This is a genomic window from Olleya sp. ITB9 (assembly GCF_001315805.1).
Taxonomy (GTDB): domain Bacteria; phylum Bacteroidota; class Bacteroidia; order Flavobacteriales; family Flavobacteriaceae; genus Olleya; species Olleya sediminilitoris.
The window spans coordinates 44,240-64,767 of sequence record NZ_BCBW01000045.1; the positions used below are offsets into that span (position 1 = coordinate 44,240).

Below are 20,528 nucleotides of genomic sequence, written 5' to 3' on the forward strand. Positions count from 1 at the left end.
AAAATATTATTGAATTTAGGTAAAAATACAAAAAGGAAAATAATTTGTTTGAAGTTATTATGAATATTCAAACTATTGTTTATATTTGCAATCCGAAATTATCGGTATAAGTTGCAGGCGTGGTGGAATTGGTAGACACGCTAGACTTAGGATCTAGTGCCGCGAGGTGTGAGAGTTCGAGTCTCTCCGCCTGTACAAAGAAAAAAAAGCTTCTCATTTTTGAGAAGCTTTTTTTTATGCCATTTAGTTTATATAACAAAAAAAGCTTCAGTGAACGACTGAAGCTTTTCGGTTTAAATTGATTAAATAATTATGATTTAATCAGTTTAGTGGTTTTTATTAAACCTTCATTTGTTGTTGTTGTGACAAGATATAGTCCTTTTGCTAAGTTGTGAATGCTAAACTTGTGTCCAGCATTAAAACGACCTTTAAAATCCTTTATTAGCTTTCCTGATACATCCATTATTTGAACGTTATTTACTATTTTATTAATTGAAAAGGAAGTGCTTGACGGATTTGGATATAGTTTAAAAGTACTAGACAATGCAAACTCCTCTGTGCTTAAGTTTTGAGGTGCTGCATTACCATAAATTTTAAATTGTCCTGCAGGAATAGTTATTGGTGCTGTTGTACTTGTAACGTTAATACTTGTGCTATTAGTTACGTCCATTAAATCATACCAAGTACCTGTTGAAGGGAAGTCAGGAGTTATATTTTGTGAGGTAACATTAAAGTTCGCTAAAATAACAACATTGTTTAATTGATCTGAAGGAATTGTGTTATCTGAAATAAAAATTCTTGGTGTTAAAGTATTAACATCAGGATTAGTTGTGTTGTTAATAACATATTGACCTTCAAAAACAGACTGGTTTACTTTTAAATCATTTAGTCTTGCCCAATCACTATAGACTTGACTTCTTGTAGCATCCGTTAACCAATTGTTGTCCCACTGTGGTTGAGGTTTTGTATCTAATTTACAGTCTCCATCGGATCCTGAAGTATCATTAACGTTACCATTATTACAAGTGTAAATCGAATTTTCCATACCTAGCTCTCCAAAATGCCATATCATTTTTGGTCCTGGAATTGTTAAACTTACAGCTCCTAAAGCAGACATTCTTGATATTGCTGTATTTAAATTGGTAACATCATGGTTTGTGTTACTGTTGTTTCCGTATTGTAAATTTCTATACATTAATCGCTCTTCATCGTGACTTTCTGGATAACCAATTAATCTTGGAGCATCAAAGTTTCGGCTATTGTGACCCATTCCGTTAATGTTACTTCCTGAGGCATAACCCATAGTTAATTGATTGTAAGGCTCTGTCATTTTTCCCCAAAGCATGATTCCTTTACCTTCGTTTATTTTATAATCAGCCCATTCTTTTTCTTCTTGTGTACCACCTAAATGTTCGAAAATCACATAATGATCATCATCAAGAGACCAAGAGTAATCTGCGTATTGTTTTAAAATAGCAACTCTGTCTGCTTGATATTGGTTAGTACAATTTTCGTCCGATTCAGTACAATTTTGGGTAAATCCTTTAGTTAAATCCCAACGTAATCCATCAATATTAAACTCTTCAATCCAATGTTTTACTACGCGTTGAACATAATCTTGAGTTTTTGAGTTAGAGTGATTAAAATCAGAACCAACACTATAAGTGTGTGTGGCTACTTGATTAAAATATGGGTTTTCGCTACTTGGTTCTCCCCAACCATCATTATCAGGATCGTCCATCCACATTCTAACCATAGGGTTACGTCCAAAAGCATGGTTTAAAGCAATGTCTAAGATGACTGCAATTCCATTTTGATGACACACATCAACAAACTCTTTAAGTTTATCTTCTGTACCATAATATTTGTCTAAAGCCATATGGAAAGACGTGTTGTATCCCCAACTTTCGTTACCTTCAAATTCCATTACTGGCATTAATTGAATGGCATTAACGTTAAGGTTTTTGAAGTAGTCTATTCGATCTATTAATTGTTGGTAATTACGACCTCCATCAGCATTTTTATCAAAATCTCTTATTAGCACTTCATAGATTACTAAATCCTCTTTTTTAGGTTTTTCAAAGTCAGTTACTTGCCAGTTATAGGTTGTTTGACCTGTTTGTAAAACTGTAACTTCTCTGTCTTGACCAGTTGGGTAACTAGGTAAGTTTGGATAAGACGATGCTGGAATATAAGGATCATCAAATGGAGATAATACTAATGTTGAATAGGGATCTGCTGTTTTTACAAGATTTGGCGAGTTAGAAACAGGGTTTTCTGCACCAACCCAATATTGGTAAGTTTCTATTTGACCAGCAGTTAGTCCAGTTAACTCTAACCAAAATTGTCCAGTTGTTGGATCTTTTTTCATTGCATAAGCAGATGTTGGTGAGTAATTATTGAAACTACCTGCGATATATACAAAATCTTTTAAAGGAGCCTCTAAAACTAATGTTGCAGAGGTGTTGCTGGTGTAATTAATACCGTTTTCCATGTTAGCAGGTAATGCTTGAGATGTGCTGCTATTAACAAGAATTGTGAAGTTTTTAATAACAACTTCTGTTCCTTGTGTGATTTCTAATTGACAGTATTTGTTTTCTGTTATATTAGAAAAAGAATAGTTATAAAAATTGGTAGTTGCTGTATTAATAGTTGTACCATTAGCTTTAAGTACATAATTAGCATCGCCATTTGAATTTTGAGCAATGATTTGTGTGTCTGAATTGCTAGTTACAACTACAACTCCGTCAGATTCTGGGTTAATCATATCTACTTGAAAAGCTCCTACATTAAATACAAAGTTTTGACATCCACCATTGTCTAATTTTAATTCTTGGCTACCGTTTGGGTTTCTAAACACTATTCCCATTTTGGTAACTTCAGTTTCTTCAGTTGCTGTTAAATTAAAATATGTACTAGGTGTGATTGTTATACTCCAAGTACCATCACCATTATTGGTCATTTCACCAACGCCATCATCTTGTCCCCAATTACCTACGACTTTAATTCCGTATTCGTCACTTTCATTACCAACTCCTAGATGCGCATATACTTTTGCAGGATTAACAATACTATTACAAGTAGATGTAGTTATATCTACAGTTATGGTTACTGGTTGATTTACTAATATAGGGTTTGGATTAACAGTGACTTGGCCAAGTGCTAGTAATGGTAGAAATAATAATAAGTTGAGTAATATTTTTTTCATTTTAATATTTTTTAAAATGTGAAATTAAATTATAGTTTATAAAGAAAAAGCCTATTTAGTTTTACAAGTAAATAGGCTTTAAAAGTTTTATTTAATACAATATTAAATTTATAAGATTACGGCTGTACTTCTAGCGTATAAGTTAGATTAAATAAATCTATAACAATATTATAAGTTCCAGCTGTTACAATAATATTATCTCCTCCATCATCTAGAGTATTATCTAAACCTGTGTCTCCGTAGTTGGTTCCCCAATCATTGTTTAATCTTAATTTTAGTTCACCATCAGTCAAATTGACTTTAGTTACGTAAAGGTCATTACCAGCTGGGTAAAAAGTCCAGTCTGGTCCATCCCAACCATTAGGAGTTGAGTCTCCAACTAATCCCCAAATATCAGTAGTTGAAGCATCTTCTATTGTATAGGTAAGATTGTTTAAATTCATGGTAATATAATATGTTCCTTCTGTAACAGTTATATTTCCTCCGTTAGCTTCTAAAACGTTACCTGTTCCAGTAACTCCATAATTTACATCCCAATCATTATTTTCTCTAAACTTAATTTCACCATCAATTAAATGTACATAAGCAGCAAGTACACCTTCTGTGTCTGTTTTGTAAAGAGGTACGTCTAGCCCATCCCATGCATTAGGTGTAGCATCACCCACTATTCCCCAAGTTGTGCTAAGGTCTGGAAGTCCTGGGTAAGGTGTTACAGTTAAATTTATAGCTTCAGAATATACACTTGATACATTACTTAATTTGACTTCAACTTTTAGTTGTACTTGAGCTTCTTCATTAGGGGTTAATTCAAGCGCTGTTAAGAGTGCGTTTAGTTGTTGTACTGTAAAAGTTTTTTCTAAAGGCATACTTGCTGTAGCACTTTCTGGTGATGAAAAATCACCATTTTCTGTATCTATTAACACATTATATGCAAGAGGTGCTGCACTAAAACCAAAGTTTGGTTCTGTCCAAGTGACTATTAAAGCTTCTTCATCTGCGGTAGCTTCGGTTAAAACTACTGTATTTTCTGAAAGTGAAACTACAGGAATTCCGTTACTATTTAATTCGGTTATTTCCGTTTCATCACAACTCACAAAAAGAGTTGCAATGCATAACGAAAGGACTAATTTATAAAATATATTTTTCATTTTAATAGTTATTAATACCCTTCATTTTGAGAAAGGTTTGGGTTAACTGTTATAATACTGTTAGGTAATGGAAATAAGTTTCTATAGTTTGAAACAGAAGTTCCTTGAGGACTATTACCTTTAAATGGCCATAAGTAAGCATCTGTCGTAAAATAGTCATAACGAATTAAATCACTACGTCTTTGGCCTTCCCAGTATAACTCTCTTGATCTTTCGTCAAGTATAAAGTCTAAAGTAATGTCTCCACTTGATATGTTAGCGCTTGAGTCTCCATTAGCTCTTTCAATTAATTCGTTAATTTTTGCTGTAGCAAGGTTTAGATCACCACTACCACCTCTAACAGTTGCTTCAGCATAGTTTAAATAAATTTCAGCTAATCTAATCAATGGAAGATCTGTATCTACAAAATCTCCTGCAGAATCAACACCTTGGTCACCATCACTATCGATATTTTTAAATTTAGTAACAGCATAGCCATCTGTAAACGAGGAGATATCTTCAATTTCTAAATTTTGACCATCAGTATAAAACATTGCTCTTTTATCACCTTCTATTGATGTTTCTAGTAAGTCATTGAAATCTACATTTTCAATACTATATGTTAAATTATCAAGATCTAAAGTGATATAATATTGTCCTGCTAAAACTGGGATATTTTGACCATCTGATTCTAAAGATAAATCAGCATTATCATCACCATAATTAGTTCCCCAATCGTTATTAAATCTAAATTTTAAAAAACCATCTGTTAATTCGGCATATATTGCAAATTGGTTAGTTCCAATTTGATACATTTTAGTATCTGGATCATTCCAGCCATTTGGTGTACCATCTCCTATAATTCCCCAATCAGACATTGCTCCTAATGCATTATTAATTTCTTGAATATCTTGAGTTAATACGGTATAGTTAAATTTTTCTTCTAGTTTTTTTGTGGTTCTAAGTCCAGCCCATCCACCATTAACACCAAATTCTGTGGCATCCATAGTTCCGCCAATAGCTGCATGTACTAAAAATGTACTACCACCATAAGTTTGTGATCTTAATCCATCAAAATTTAAAGCGAAAATGAATTCGTCTTGAGCTCCATTGGTATCATTATCAGCTAAAAATAGTTCGTCATAAGCTGTCCCGTTACCATTAGCGTCATTAATATTAATGCTGTATCCTGAGTTTATAACGTTATTAGAATAGGTCACACAATCTGTATAACGTGCAGTACCAGTCCATACTTCTGCATTTAAATATAATTTAGATAATAAAGCCCAAGCTGCAACTTCATCAACTCTTCCATATTCGTTAGAACGACCAGGTTTTAAATCTCCTTGAATATCAAGTAACTCTGATTCTACAAAATTAAATAATTCTGTTCTAGAGGCTTGTTGTGGTAAATCTGTAGATACTTCAGTTACTAAAGGAACATTACCAAATAAGTCAATTAAATTATAATAAGCAAAAGCTCTTAAAAAACGTGCTTCTGCAATAAAGCTTGACACTTCACCATCTGTCAATGAAGCAGCATTGGTTATAAATGAATTACAAAATGATACTTCTTGAGCTAATCTATAGTACATAGCTTCACTAAAATCATTGTTACCAGACCAGTACTGACCATGTAAGTCTGGTAAGCCAGCATCTCCCCAACCTACAACTGCATGATCTGTCGTTAATTCGTTTAGGTTAAAAAGCATTCTAGAATACTGAGAAAATCCTTCATCAATATCCTCAATATCTGCTTGTCCTGATGGACCTTGTTGTCCTGTTAATGCTAGACTGGCATATAGTTTTGCTAATGCACCTTTAGCTTCGGTTGCATTTGCAAATACATCTTCTTCAGTAAAACTATCTGGATCAATTGGTGATTGATCTAAATCGTCGTGACATGATACCAATCCTAAGGATAAGACCATGATTACAATTAGGTGTTTAAGTTTTGTTTTCATTTTTCTTTACTTTTATTAAAAATCAATGTTTACTCCCATTACAAATGATCTAGGTCTTGGATAAAAATTATTATCGATACCTAAACTAATTTCTGGGTCCAATCCATTGTAATCTGTTACTGTTAATACGTTTTGTAATGATCCATAAAATCTAAACGTTGTATTTTTTACTTTATCTAAAGTATAGCCAAGTGTAATATTGTCTATTTTAAAGAAAGAAGCTTCTTGTACAAAGTGATCACTTATAGCTGTATTAGCATCTAATACAGTAAAACCAGTATTGTAATAATCTGTATGGATGTTTGTTAAGATATTGTTATTTGTTGCATTAGATAAAACTCCTCTATTAGCTTCAACATCATTATACATATAGTTACCTAGGCTAGCTCTTGATTGTAGTGAAAAATCCCAGTTTTTATAGTTTACATTAGTATTAAAACCCATTAGGACATCTCCAAAAGGATCTTCTTTGATGTATTTGTCTTCATCATTAATAATGTTATCACCATTCCTATCTACAAATACACCTTCTAGTGGTGTCCCATTAGCGTCATAAACTTGTTCAAAAACATAGAAACTATTTGCAGATTCACCTTCTCTATGCACTTGTACGTAGTTACCAACACCTGTAGAGATACCTCCTCTAGGTTGATCTGTATTTAGTTTAGTTATCTCATTTTCGTTTAAAGAAATATTGTAATTAACTGACCACTCAAAATTGTCAGTTTTTACAGGTATCACATTTAAATTAAATTCTAAACCTTTATTCTCCATGTTACCAATATTTTTGTCTACTCTGTTTCCAAAGTTTGTGAAAGGGTCAACTATTGATCTTGCAATAAGATCATTAGTTTCTTTTATATACGCATTTATTGACCCAGAAACACGTCTGTTAAAAAAGGCATAGTCTAAACCAACATTAAATGTTTTTCCAATCTCCCAACGTAAATCTTCATTAATAGGTTCTGGTCTGTAAGTTTGAAAAAAGCCACTTCCAAATTGATAATTTGCTGTATCTGTACTTCTGCTATAACGCGTTAAAAACTGGTATTCTTTTAATCCATTAACGTTACCTACTTCACCATAACCAACGCGTAATTTTAATTCATTAAAAAATGAATCTTGCATAAAATCTTCTTGATGAATACTCCAAGCGGCAGCTACAGAAGGAAAAATTCCCCAACGATCATCAGGATTTAATTTTGAAGAGGCATCGGCTCTTAAAGTAGCAGTTACATAATATTTGCTATTATAATTGTAATTTGCTCTACCAAAATAAGATAATAAAACATTTTTAGATTTATCTATAAACTCAAATTGATTTCCGTCTTCTTCAGCTTCACTATCATTACTGAAATTATCGTACTCAAAAGACTGGTATGAGTATCCTCCAGCAACTGTTAAATTATGTACATCATTAAGTGTTTTATTGTAGGTTAAATAAGCATCGAACAATTTGTTATAAGAATTTTGAATATAACTTGTTTTTGATCCGTTGAAGGTCTCATCAGAAGTAGGTATTAGCTCATTAGTAACAGTACGTCCATGACTATTTGATGTGTCATAACCAACATTTATAGTTGCAGTTAGAGCTTCAAAACCATGTATTTTATAATCTACTTTGGCATTTCCAACAAAACGTCTCACTTCTGCTGTATCATCCTTTAAGTTTAATAAAGCTAGTGGATTAGTAGGAGCCAAACTATTTTGGTTACCAGTTCCATTATCTAACCAAGTAAAATATCCACCATATTGTGAGTTAGGATCAAATATAGATTGTGTCGGGTCAAAACTTACAGCGCTTCCAATAGCGCCTCTATCAGCAAAAGTGTTTTCCGTGTACATTGCTCTTGCATTTAAAGCAACTTTTAAATGGTCATCTAATAGGCTAGGAGTTAAACTTAAAGATCCAGTAGTACGTTGTAAATTGTCCCCATCTAATATTCCATCATGTTCAGAATATCCTAAAGAGGCACGCATTGGTACTCCAAAAGCACTTCCTAAAGCACTAAAATTATGATCCTGTCCAAAAGCAGTCTTATAGATTTCATCTTGCCAATTTGTATTAGCATTACCTAATAACGCAATTTGCTCAGGAGAACCAATGTCGTTAATCAAAGTTCTAAACTGACTTGCAGACATGACATCAATATCATCAATTGGACTATAAACAGTTGTCTGCGAGCTAACGTTAAATTTGAAATCTTTGTTTTTTCCTTTTTTTGTTGTAATTAAAACAACACCATTTGCAGCTCTTGAACCATAAATAGCGGTTGAAGAAGCGTCTTTTAAAACAACAAATGTTTCGATATCATTTGGGTTTATAAAGTTTAAAGGATTTCTTGTTCCTCCAACTCCACCATTGTCTAATGGTATACCATCAATAACATAAAGTGGTTCAGTAGTTAAAGATAAAGATCCAGCACCACGAATTGTTATACTTTGTCCTTCACCAGGTGCGCCACTTCCAGAAGTTACATTTACACCTGCAACTTTACCACTAATTAAAGATTGAGCAGATACTATAGGACCTTTGTTAAAATCTTCACTTGTTAGTAGGTCTGTTGTACCTGTAATGTCTTCTTTTTTAACACCACCATATCCAATTACAACGATTTCGTCCAAAAGCGCAGCGTCTTCAACTAATTTTATATTAAGAGTAGATTCACCATTATAAGTAATTTCTTGTGTGTTGTAACCAACGTAAGAGAATACTAAAACATCTCCTTTATTAGCCTCAATGGTAAACTGACCATCAAAATCAGTACTAGTCCCTTTAGTTGTGTTTTTTATAACAACATTGGCAGTTGGTATGGGTAGGGCAGATGCTTGCTCTGTTACCTTACCTGTAATTGTGCTTTGAGCCAAGATTACAGTAGGAATAAACAGTAAAGCTAATAGTAGCCTTTTAAAAATTGTTTTCATACAATATTATTAAGTTAGTTTTAATTTTTTAGTATATATTTTTACTTCTCGATGATAAATCTATGTAAATTTTGTGTTAATTTTTTGTATCGATTTTGAGAATATACTACGAAAACGTTTTCGTGTTGACAACTTTTTGCGATTTTAAGAAAAATCACCTCCAAATAATGAATAATCATCACTTTATAGCTTTCGTTTTAATTAAACTAATAACTTTACATCATTATTTTTATTAAACTACAAGATTGTAATTCTGTTTAAATTTTATGAAAAAAAAAGTAACCCTAAAACAAATAGCAAGAGAGTTGGATGTGTCTATTTCTACAGTCTCTAAAGCCTTAAGAAATAGTATCGAAATTAGTGAAGATACACGCCAAAAAGTACAGGCTTTTGCTAAGTTATATAATTATAGGCCAAATAATATTGCACTGAGTTTAAAAAATAGGAAGACAAAAACCATTGGGATTATTATACCAGAAATTGTGCATCACTTTTTCTCCAAAGTCATTAGTGGTATAGAGGCTGTCGCTAATCAAAGAGGGTATAATGTTATTGTTGGATTATCAAATGAGTCTTTTGCTAAAGAGGTTATAAATATGGAAATGTTAGCTAACGGAAGTATCGATGGTTTTATATTGTCTATTGCTAAAGAAACTCAGCAACAGCAAGACTTTCATCATTTTACTGAAACTATAAATCAAGGGATGCCAATTGTAATGTTTGATCGTGTGGTTAACGATATTAAATGCGATAAAGTAATCGTTGATGATTCTGAAGGTGCAAAATTAGCAGTTAATAAATTAATTGCTTGCGGTTGTAAAAACATAGCAATTGTAACTACTAAAGATTATGTAAGTGTAGGTAAATTAAGGACTCAAGGTTATTTAGAAGCTTTAGAAGATCATAAAATAGCACCAAAAGCAAGCTTAATATTAAAGGTTCATGACCAATTGTTGTCTGAAGATCATCTGGATTCTTTAGAAATAGAAATTGAAAACTTATTTAAAAATAATAAAAAAATTGATGGCGTTTTTGCTGTAAATGAGCTGTATGCTATCACAACAATGAAGGTTGCAAGAAAGTTAGGCTTAACAATTCCAGACGATTTACAAATTGTTGGTTTTACAGATGGTGTTTTATCTAAACATGCAGTACCTGCTTTAACTACAGTTAGTCAACATGGTAAGAAAATAGGCGAAAAAGCAGCCGAATTACTAATAAATAACCTTGAGCGTGAAGATGAAGAAGATATCTACGAAACCGTAGTTATTGAAACCGAATTAATTGAAAGAGCATCCACAAAATAAAAATTTAACATTGCTCATTTAAAATCTTTTATATCTTTACGGCATTCAAAACATATATTTTTACTTCTCAGGTAATATAGTTTTGATAAGTATAAGCTTGTCAAAATAGTAATAATTTAAACTTACTATTTATGAAAAAGCGTACCCTTGGCTTTTGGGAAATCTGGAACATGAGTTTCGGTTTCTTAGGAATTCAATTTGGTTTTGCATTACAAGGAGGCTTCATGTCTCGAATATTTCAAACATTAGGAGCAAGTAAAGACGAAATCCCATTACTATGGATTGCAGCACCTTTAACTGGTTTGTTAGTACAACCCATTATTGGTTACATGAGCGATCGTACTTGGAGTGTAAAATGGGGACGACGACGTCCTTATTTTTTAGTAGGAGCTATCTTAAGTTCTCTAGCCCTATTTTTTGTGCCTTATTCTCCAGCACTTTGGGTTGCAGCAGGATTTTTATGGATTCTTGATGCTTCCATAAATGTCTCCATGGAACCGTTTAGGGCTTTGGTAGCAGATAAATTACCTGACTCACAACGCTCGTATGGCTTTGTAGTACAAACACTAATTATTGGTATTGGTACATGGGTTGCAAGTAATTTACCTTGGATGGTATCAAAATTTGGAGTTAGTGATGCAGCAGATTTAGGTGTTATTCCAGATTCTGTAAAAATTGCATTCGCCATAGGTGCATTCGTGTTTTTACTAAGTATTCTCTACACTGTATTTACTACAACAGAATATCCTCCAGAAGACATGGAAGAGTTCGAACGTGAAAAAGCTAAAAAGAACAACTTCATTCCAGACATTTTAAACAATATTGGTAACATGCCATTAACCATGAAAAAATTAGGAGTCATCCAATTCTTTTCTTGGTTTGCCTTTTTTACCATGTGGAGTTTAGCCAATCCAGCACTTACAGAGCATGTGTTTAATACACCAGCTCCTATAGAAAGTGCTTTTGATATGACAGACACAGTACAAAAAGCAGCGTTCGATACGCAAAACACAGCCTTTCAAAAATCATCAAATTTAGTAGGTTCTGCAATGGGAATTTACGGTTTGTCATCAATGGCTTTTGCATTATTATTAGTACTGTATACTTCTAAAAGACGCATCAACCGTAAGCTAGTGCATATGGGATCTCTAATTTTAGGAGGTGTTGGTTTCTTGGCCATGAATTATGCTTCGCCAGAACATCTTAAGTATTGCTTTGTATTAATTGGCTTTGCTTGGGGAAGTATTTTATCTATGCCTTACGCCATGTTATCTAGTTCTGTAGATCCTAAAAAAATGGGAGTTATTATGGGAATATTCAACATGTTTATAGTAATCCCACAAATTATTGCTGCCTTAGGCGGAATCAACTTTGTCTCTAGTTTATTAGGCGACGAAGCTATAAATGCAATGACAGTTGCAGGAATAAGTTTAATAATTGCAGGACTTTGCAACTTATTAATCACAAATAAAAACGCAATTACTTATCAAGCTGAAGACATTTAAAAAAATGAATAAAAAAGGATTCATATTCGATTTAGATGGTGTCATAGTGGACACTGCAAAATATCACTTTTTAGCATGGAAAAACCTTGCAAAAAGTATAGATATAGATTTTACACACGAGCAAAACGAACAACTTAAAGGTGTAAGTCGTGTAAAATCATTAGAAAAAATACTGGATTGGGGAAATAAAACCATTTCAGAAGAATTATTTACATCACTAATGGGTAAAAAAAATGAAGAGTATCTAAGCTTCATTGCAAAAATGACAGATGAAGAAATTTTGCCTGATGTACCAAAAACTTTAGATTATTTGATCGAAAACCAACAGCCAATTTCTTTAGGTTCTGCAAGTAAAAATGCACGACCAATTTTAGAAAAAGTCAACTTGCTTTCAAAGTTTGATGCAATTGTTGATGGTAACGATGTAAGCAAGGCAAAACCAGATCCAGAAGTGTTTTTAATTGCTGCGCAACATTTAAATATGAAACCAGAAGATTGTATTGTTTTTGAAGATTCTGTAGCTGGTGTTCAAGCCGCAAATACTGCAAATATGATTTCTATTGGTATAGGCGAAAAAGACGTATTACATGAAGCGGATTATATTTTTTCAGATTTTACTGAAATTGAAAATAGCTTTATAGAAGAATTAATAAATAGATAAAAATGTTGAAAGTCACGTTTGTTATATCCGAAGTGATTTTCATCAAAAAAAAATAAAAAATGAATCAAGATTATATACAACCAGACAATTGGTCTATAATTGAAGAAGGCTTTGATGCAGATCGCGTTAAGTCTTCAGAAAGTTTATTCAGCATCGGAAATGGTGCAATGGGTCAACGTGCTAATTTTGAAGAACAATACACAGGTCCAACCTTTCAAGGAAGCTACATTGCAGGCGTTTATTATCCTGACAAAACCAGAGTTGGTTGGTGGAAAAATGGTTATCCAGAGTATTTTGCTAAAGTATTAAATGCTCCAAATTGGATAGGTATTAATGTAGAAATTAATGGTGAACAATTAGATTTAAATACGTGTGTTTCGGTTTCTAACTTTAGAAGAGAGCTTAACATGCAAGAAGGTTGGTTATCAAGATCCTTTACTGCAACGCTTCAAAATAAATTAGAAATTGAAGTGAAAGTACTTCGCTTCTTGAGCTTAGATTTAGATGAAGTTGGAGCTATAAATTACCAAGTAACTCCTTTAAATGGAGAAGCAACAATTAAATTTCAACCGTATTTAGATTCAGGTATTACAAATGAAGATACCAATTGGGACGACCAATTTTGGGATACTTTAAACGTAAGTGCAGAAAACGAGCAAGCATTTATTGAAGCAAAAACAATGAAAACTGGTTTTCATACTTGTACATTTATGCAGTCTTCAGTTTTTGTAAATAATACAAAACAAGAGCAAACACCAGAAATAGATAAACAAGCAAATGCTATTTCATTTACGTATACAGTTTCTGTGAATTCAGGTGAAACTGCAAGCATCCAAAAGTTTGGTGGTTATACAGTAGATAGAAATCATGATAAAAATCAATTAGTTTCAGCAGCCAAAAAAGCATTAGATACTGCTTCCAATTTAGGGTTTAATGCACTTTTAAATAATCAAAAAGAGGCTTGGTCAAAAATCTGGGAAATGTCAGATATCACTATCGATGGTGACGTCAAAGCACAACAAGGTATTCGTTTTAATATTTTCCAATTAAACCAAACCTACTTAGGAAAAGATTCTACCTTGAATATTGGTCCAAAAGGATTTACTGGAGAAAAGTATGGTGGAAGTACCTATTGGGATACCGAAGCCTATTGCATTCCTTTTTATATGGCTACCAAAGATCAAAAAGTAGCAAGAAGCTTACTGCAATATCGTTACAATCATTTAGAAAAAGCGATTGAAAATGCAGAGAAATTAGGCTTCAAAAATGGAGCAGCATTATATCCAATGGTAACCATGAATGGTGAAGAATGCCATAACGAATGGGAAATTACCTTTGAAGAAATCCACAGAAATGGAGCTATCGCATTTGCCATTTTTAACTACTATCGTTATACAGGAGATTACAGCTATATTCCAGAAATGGGATTAGAAGTGCTTATTGGTATTGCTAGATTCTGGCAACAACGTGCCACTTTTTCTACAGATAAAAACAAGTATGTGATTTTAGGTGTTACTGGTCCTAATGAGTATGAAAACAACATCAATAATAACTGGTATACCAACTATTTAGCAAAATGGTGTATTGATTATGCTTTAGAGCAAATCGAAAAAGTAAAAGAAGGTTATAACGACGATTATTTACGTATTTCTGGTAAAACAAAAATTACAGATAACGAATTAGAAGCTTGGAAAAAAGTAGCAGATAACATGTTTTTCCCTTATTCTGAAAAACACCAGGTGTACTTACAACAAGATGGCTTTTTAGATAAAGAATTAATTACTGTTGCCGATTTACCAAACGAAGATAGACCAATAAACCAAAAGTGGAGTTGGGACAGAATCTTACGTTCACCTTACATCAAACAAGCAGATACTTTACAAGGTTTTTACTTCTTTGAAGATCAATTTTCAACCGAAGAATTAAAACGTCATTTCGATTTTTACGAACCATTTACAGTACATGAAAGTTCACTTTCACCTTGTGTACACAGTATTCAAGCTGCTAAATTAGACCAAATGGAGCAAGCATATACGTTCTATTTACGCACGTCTCGTTTAGATTTAGACGATTATAATAAAGAGGTAGAAGAAGGTTTACATATTACCAGTATGGCTGGAACCTGGATGAGTATTGTAGAAGGTTTTGGTGGTATGCGTGTTAAAAACGATACGCTACATTTTGAACCTCGTATTCCTAAAGAATGGGAAGCGTATTCATTTAAAGTAAACTTTAGAGATCAAATTTTAAAAGTGAATGTATCACAATCGGAAACGACTTTCGAGTTAGAAGGGAATGCAGACTTAAACATTCAAGTAAATGATAATTCGGTAACAGTATCACCAAATAACTTGGTGAAAATTTAAAACTAAACACACTAATTAGGATGAAAAAATTAATTCCACTAGCATTAGTAATTTTAATTAGTGTTAGTTTTTCTTGCCAAAAGGAAACCGAAAAAACAACAACTTCTGAAGTTGTAACCGAAGTTAAAAACGATATCGAGCGTATCGAACCACCACATTGGTGGACAGGTTTTAATAATACACAAGTACAATTATTGGTGAAGCATCCTAACATTTCGGAAGCAACACCTAGTATAAATTATGCAGGAGTTTCTATTGAAAAAGTGCATAAAGCAGATAGTCCTAATTATCTGTTTTTAGATCTTAATATTTCAGAAAGTGCTAAAGCAGGACAATTCAATATTCATTTTAAATTTAATGAAGAAAAGGAGCTTGTTCATACATACGAAGTAAAAGCACGTGTAAAAAAAGCTTCCGATTACCAAGGTTTTGATAGTTCAGATGCTATTTATTTAATCACTCCAGATCGTTTTGCAAATGGTGATATTTCTAATGATATAAAGGAAGGTTTAAAGGAAAAAACCATCAATAGAAAAGACGGTTATGCACGTCATGGTGGTGATTTACGAGGCATTATTCAGCATTTAGATTATATAGAAGATATGGGTTTTACTCAAATTTGGTCGTGTCCTTTATTAACTAATGATATGGAAAGAGCTTCGTATCATGGTTACGCCATGACCGATTTTTACCAAGTAGATCCACGTTACGGAAGTTTAGAAGAATACCAAGAATTAGCTGCTAAAGCGAAAGAAAAAGGTATTGGTTTAATCATGGACCAAGTGGCTAATCATTGCGGAAGCGAACATTGGTGGATGCAAGATTTACCATTTAAAGATTGGGTGAACCAACAAGAAAGTTTTGAGAAAAACAAACCATTAAATAATTCTAACCACAGACGTACCAGTAACCAAGATTCGTATGCTTCTAAACGCGATAAAAAAGAAATGGCAGAAGGTTGGTTTGTACCAACAATGCCAGATTTAAATCAGCGAAACTCGTTTATGGCAAACTATATTATTCAGAATAGTATTTGGTGGGTAGAAACATTAAATCTTAGCGGAATACGTCAAGACACTTATCCTTATCCAGATAAAAATTTCATGTCTAATTGGGCAGGAGCAATCATGAACGAATATCCTAACTTTAGTATTGTTGGTGAAGAATGGAGTACCAATCCGTTGTTAATTGCCTATTGGCAAAAAGGGCATGACAATAAAGATGGTTACGATTCTAATTTAAGGTCGACCATGGATTTTGCCATGCAAAAAAATACGGTGGATGCTTTAAATGAAGCCGAAAAATGGGACACAGGATTGGTAAAAATATACGAAGGTTTAGCCAACGATTTTGCCTATGCATCCCCAAAAGATATTATGGTGTTTCCAGACAATCATGATATGAGTCGCATTTTCACACAATTAAAAGGAGATGTGCCTAATACCAAAATGGCCTTAAGTTATCTATTAACCTTACCTAGAATTCCGCAACTATATTACGGAACAGAAATTTTAATGAATGACTTTGCAAAACCAGGTGATCATGGACTTATTCGTACCGAATTTCCTGGAGGTTGGCAAGATGATACTGTTAATGCATTTTCTGGTGAAGGTTTAACAGATGCGCAAAAAGACATGCAACTATTCCTTAAAAAAGTATTGAATTACAGAAAGTCTAGTGATGCCATACACCATGGAAAAACCATCCATTTTGCACCATTTATGGGAACGTATTTCTTATTTAGAGTTATTGAAGGCGAAACCGTTGTGCATATCATTAATAAAAATAATGAACCAATTAGTTTAGATTTAAAACGTTTTGAAGAAGTTGGTTTACATGGCAAAACATTAAAAAACATAATAACGAATGAAACTTTTGATTGGGAAGATGAAATTATCTTAAATGAAAGAGGAAGTATGTTATTATCTACTAAATAATAAATTAAATGTCACCTCGAGCGCAGTCGAGAGGTCTCCATCGTAATGAAAAATATTATATACATACTATCGCTTTTACTTGTTCAATTCACCTTTGCTCAGGTTACCATAATAGTTGAAGCACTTCCAGAAGACACACCAAAAGACGCTTCCATATTTATTTCTGGAGATTTTGAAGGTTGGTCTGGAGGACATAAAGATTACCAATTGCAGCAAGTAAATGGACAGTACCAAATTACACTTCCTAAAACAGAACAACGTATTTTATTCAAGTTTACCTTAGGGAATTGGGAGACTTCAGAAAGTACAAATAAAGGGTCGAAAATAGATAATCGTACCTATAAATTTACAGAACCAAACGATACGCTAAAAGTAAAAATCGCAGGTTGGAGTCATTTATTTGATCTTCAGGAAGCATCAACAGCTTCAAAAAATGTCACTGTTTTATCCGAAATTTTCAACATACCACAACTCAACAGAAAACGTCGTGTTTGGATGTATTTACCTGCAGATTATAAAACGTCTAAAGAAAATTATCCTGTAGTTTATATGCACGATGGGCAAAATGTTTTTGATGCTAGCACGTCTACATATGGTGAGTGGAAAGTAGATGAAATTCTAGACAAACTATTTAAAGAAAATCTAAAACTTATTGTGGTTGCTGTAGATAATGGAGAATCTAAGCGTTTAGATGAATATTCTCCTTGGACACATCCAGAATATGGTGGAGGCGAAGGTGAAGCTTATGTAGATTTTATTGTAAACACATTAAAACCGTATATCGATACTAATTTCAATACTAAAAAAAACAAATCTAATACAGCTATTTTTGGTAGTTCCATGGGTGGATTGATTTCGCATTATGCTGCTTTAAAATACCCAATGGTTTTTGGTAAAGTTGGTGTGTATTCTCCTGCATTTTGGTTTGCTCCAGAAGTACATCCTTTTACAAAATCTCATGCTAATCTTCAAAATACAAAAATGTACTTTGTAGCAGGAGGAAAAGAAGGTGAAAAAGCAGGCTACGACGAGATTAGTCAAACCGTTACAGATATGAATAGTATCATTTCTATTTTAAAAAATAATGGTTTTCCTGAAAAAAATATACAATCTAAAGTCGTTCCGGAAGGAAAACATAATGAAGCACTTTGGAGTAATAATTTTGCTGAAGCTATTACGTGGTTGTTTGAAGATGCAATGCAAAAAAGAGAGTTTAAGACAGCAAGCTTTCAAGACAATCAATTACATATTCAGGTTTCCGACGGAAGCTATTCCATGCATTTTTACCATCCTGAAATTATCGAAACTACATTTTTACCAACAGGTGAAACATTTAATAAAAAGTCACACGCAGTTGTTTTAGATGAAGCATTTTCTGATGTAAAATTTACTGAAACAGCTTCAGAAATTCGTTTTCATTCTGAAAAATTAACAGTAAAAATCACAAAAGCACCTTTTCATATTTCGTATTGGAAGGATGGAGAAGAAGTGACTTCGGTAAAAAATGGCTATCAAAAAACAGACGACTTTGAAACCATTCATTTTAATTTAAAATCTGATGAGGTTTTATATGGTGGAGGCGCAAGAGCTCTAGGTATGAATCGTAGAGGTAACCGTTTAGAATTATACAACAAAGCACATTATGGTTATGAAGATAGAAGTGAATTAATGAATTACACCATGCCAATGGTAGTGTCTTCCAACAAGTATTTAATTCATTTTGATAACGCACCAATTGGCTTTTTAGATTTAGATAGTAAAGCAGATAATACACTCACGTACGAAACGATTTCTGGTAGAAAAACCTATCAAGTAGTAGTTGGTGATTCTTGGTTAGATCTTACTAAAAACTATACTAAACTTACCGGAACACAACCCATGCCACCACGTTGGGCTTTAGGTAATTTTTCTAGCCGATTTGGTTACCATTCGCAAGAAGAAGTAGAAGCAACAGTGCAAAAATTTAGAGACGAGGAGATTCCATTAGACGCTATAATTATTGATATTTTTTGGTTCGGAAAAACCATTCAAGGTACTATGGGAAATCTAGCGTTTGATCGCGATTCTTTTCCTAATCCGAAACAAATGCTAAAAGGATTAAAAGACCAAAATGTCAAAACCGTTTTGGTAACCGAACCGTTTGTATTAACCACGTCTAATCGTTGGGACGAAGCTGTAAAAGCAGATGTTTTGGCTAAAGATTCTATAGGAAACCCGTTTACTTTCGATTTCTATTTTGGTAATACTGGTTTGATTGATATCTATAATCCGAAAGGAAAAAAATGGTTTCAAAACATTTACAAAGACTTGGCTAATTTAGGTGTTTCTGGTGTTTGGGGAGATTTAGGAGAACCAGAAGTACATCCTAAAGGACTACTGCACGCTACAGGAACAGCAGACGAAGTACATAATATTTATGGTCATCATTGGGCAGAATCTGTGCAAGAGATGTACACGCAAAACTTTCCAAACACAAGACCGTTTATTTTAATGCGAGCAGGTAGTTCCGGTTCACAACGATTTGGAATGATTCCTTGGTCTGGTGATGTCAATAGAACTTGGGGAGGATTACAATCTCAGCCAGAAATTGCACTACAAATGGGATTACAAGGTTTGGCGTATATGCATAGCGATTTGGGTGGATTTGCTGGTAATAATTTAGATGATGAGTTGTATTCACGATGGTTGCAATATGGCGTTTTTCAACCTATTTATAGACCACATGCACAAGAAGAAGTGCCTGCAGAACCTGTTTTTAGAAGCGATAAAGCGAAAGCTTTAGCAAAACAAGCAATCGAATTACGTTATAAATTATTGCCTTATAACTATAATTTAGTTTTTGAAAATAACCAAACAGGTGCACCTTTAATGCGAGCCTTATTTTTTGAAGAAGAAGACAATGCGAAGTTACAAACTATGGCTTCAACATACCTTTGGGGAAATGATTTTTTAGTGACACCAATTGTAAATCCTGAACAAAAAGAAGCTGAGGTTTACTTTCCTAAAAATAGTAATTGGTTTAATTTTTATACAGATGAAAAAGTGAAAGGTGGACAATCACTTTTAGTTAAAACGGAAGAAAATCACATTCCAACGTATGTTCGCGGTGGAGCATTTATTCCAACTGCAAAACCAATGCAAAGCACTGCAGAATATAACGGAAACACCTTCGACTTACATTATTATTTTGATGCATCAGTTATTGAAAGCGAGCGAACTCTTTATAATGACGATGGAGAAACCAAAAATGCTTTTGAAAATGAGAATTATGAAATCTTAGAATTTGAAGCAGAAACAACAACTAAGAATTTAGAATTAGAGTTTGAAGCAGAAACAGGTACTAATTACAAAACAACTACTAAAAACATAGATGTTGTAATTCACAATTTTCCGAAGTCACCAAAACTCATAAAAATCAATAGAAAAAAAATAGAATTTAACTATAATGAAGTTTCAAAAACACTGACTTTTAAGGTGAATTGGAATACTTCAAAAGAGGTTGAAGCACAAATTAAATATTAAGTATAA

At 33.2% G+C, this 20,528-nt stretch carries 10 protein-coding genes and 1 tRNA gene; 7 read left to right on the forward strand and 4 right to left on the reverse strand.

Annotation, left to right across the window (positions count from 1 at the left end; genetic code table 11):
* Positions 1-113 precede the first annotated feature (113 nt).
* A tRNA-Leu gene (locus tag ITB9_RS13090) sits at positions 114-195 on the forward strand.
* Positions 196-310: 115 nt separating this feature from the next.
* Here ITB9_RS13090 and ITB9_RS13095 read toward each other — a convergent pair.
* From ITB9_RS13095 to ITB9_RS13110, 4 genes are all read right to left on the reverse strand, one after another.
* Complete coding sequence (locus ITB9_RS13095) at positions 311-3,208, reverse strand: alpha-amylase family glycosyl hydrolase (RefSeq protein WP_054852589.1); 2,898 nt, start codon at positions 3,206-3,208, stop codon at positions 311-313.
* A 116-nt stretch (positions 3,209-3,324) separates the two neighbouring features.
* Positions 3,325-4,356 carry a SusE domain-containing protein gene (locus ITB9_RS13100; protein ID WP_082396222.1) on the reverse strand — a complete coding sequence of 344 codons (1,032 nt, stop codon included), beginning with the start codon at positions 4,354-4,356 and terminating at the stop codon, positions 3,325-3,327.
* 11 nt (positions 4,357-4,367) lie between these two features.
* Positions 4,368-6,299, reverse strand: a complete 1,932-nt coding sequence (locus ITB9_RS15385) for a RagB/SusD family nutrient uptake outer membrane protein (RefSeq protein WP_082396225.1) — start codon at positions 6,297-6,299, stop codon at positions 4,368-4,370.
* Positions 6,300-6,314: 15 nt separating this feature from the next.
* Positions 6,315-9,224, reverse strand: coding sequence for a TonB-dependent receptor (locus ITB9_RS13110; protein ID WP_054852591.1), 2,910 nt, complete (start codon positions 9,222-9,224; stop codon positions 6,315-6,317).
* A gap of 266 nt (positions 9,225-9,490) precedes the next feature.
* Here ITB9_RS13110 and ITB9_RS13115 point away from each other — a divergent pair, with 266 nt between their 5' ends.
* The 6 genes from ITB9_RS13115 (at position 9,491) to ITB9_RS13140 (ending at position 20,522) form a co-directional block, all read left to right on the forward strand.
* Positions 9,491-10,531 carry a LacI family DNA-binding transcriptional regulator gene (locus ITB9_RS13115; protein WP_054852592.1) on the forward strand — a complete coding sequence of 347 codons (1,041 nt, stop codon included), beginning with the start codon at positions 9,491-9,493 and terminating at the stop codon, positions 10,529-10,531.
* A gap of 131 nt (positions 10,532-10,662) precedes the next feature.
* Entirely contained in the window at positions 10,663-12,036 is a 1,374-nt protein-coding gene (locus ITB9_RS13120) for an MFS transporter (protein ID WP_054852593.1), read from the forward strand.
* A gap of 4 nt (positions 12,037-12,040) precedes the next feature.
* Positions 12,041-12,697 (forward strand): beta-phosphoglucomutase, encoded by a 657-nt coding sequence (gene pgmB, locus ITB9_RS13125; RefSeq protein ID WP_054852594.1) that lies wholly within the window; start codon positions 12,041-12,043, stop codon positions 12,695-12,697.
* 59 nt (positions 12,698-12,756) lie between these two features.
* A complete protein-coding gene (locus tag ITB9_RS13130) occupies positions 12,757-15,063 on the forward strand; it encodes a glycoside hydrolase family 65 protein (RefSeq protein ID WP_054852595.1) in 2,307 nt (768 codons plus the stop codon).
* 20 nt (positions 15,064-15,083) lie between these two features.
* Entirely contained in the window at positions 15,084-17,000 is a 1,917-nt protein-coding gene (locus ITB9_RS13135) for a glycoside hydrolase family 13 protein (protein ID WP_054852596.1), read from the forward strand.
* A gap of 45 nt (positions 17,001-17,045) precedes the next feature.
* Entirely contained in the window at positions 17,046-20,522 is a 3,477-nt protein-coding gene (locus tag ITB9_RS13140) for a TIM-barrel domain-containing protein (protein WP_054852597.1), read from the forward strand.
* Positions 20,523-20,528 lie beyond the last annotated feature (6 nt).